Origin of the sequence: Halomonas sp. AOP7-B1-5 (genome assembly GCF_052353045.1) — a bacterium.
Classification (GTDB): Bacteria; Pseudomonadota; Gammaproteobacteria; order Pseudomonadales; family Halomonadaceae; genus Vreelandella; species Vreelandella colorata.
This window is the reverse complement of sequence record NZ_JBQTDC010000129.1, coordinates 1-522: the sequence shown is the minus strand read 5'-3', so window position 1 is coordinate 522 and position 522 is coordinate 1. Positions and strand designations below refer to the sequence as shown.

Annotated in this window: 1 protein-coding gene; it reads right to left on the bottom strand. The window is 61.1% G+C overall.

Going from position 1 to position 522, the window contains the following annotated elements; all coding sequences use genetic code 11:
* A partial coding sequence (locus ACT3XD_RS19705; RefSeq protein WP_444280712.1) for a transposase occupies nucleotides 1-522 on the bottom strand: 522 nt, incomplete at both ends.

Sequence of the window (522 nt, the reverse complement as noted above, 5' to 3'; positions counted from 1 at the left end):
CTGCTTACGCAGCGTCTCGATCAGCGGCAAGAGGCGCTCACCGGTCTGCACCATCCAGCGTGCCAGTGTATTCCGAGGCAGATGGGCACCGTGGCGGGTAAATATCTGGCTCTGCCGGTAAAGCGGCAAGGCATCCTGGTACTTCGCGGTAGCGACATAGGCCAGTAAGGTGGCACTGGCATTGCTCTTGGGCAGCAGCTTGGCCGGTGCCGGGACGGTCTTGACGTTTCCTTCACAGGTTGGGCAGGCGTATTTACGCCTCACATGACGGATCACTTCTACCCGTGCGGGCACAACATGAAGTTCTTCACTGACCTCTTCACCGATGACCTTAAGCTCGGCGCCGTCTTCGGCACAACAACGCTCGGTAGCGTCCAGCGTATGCACCACCTCGACACGAGGCAGCTCAGGCGGCAAGGCGACGCGTCCGCCGCGGGTACGCTTGTTGGCCGAAGGTGCGACATTATCAGACGGCGTTGCAGAAGCGTCGCCATCGGCGACGTCAGCGGGCGCCTCATCTGA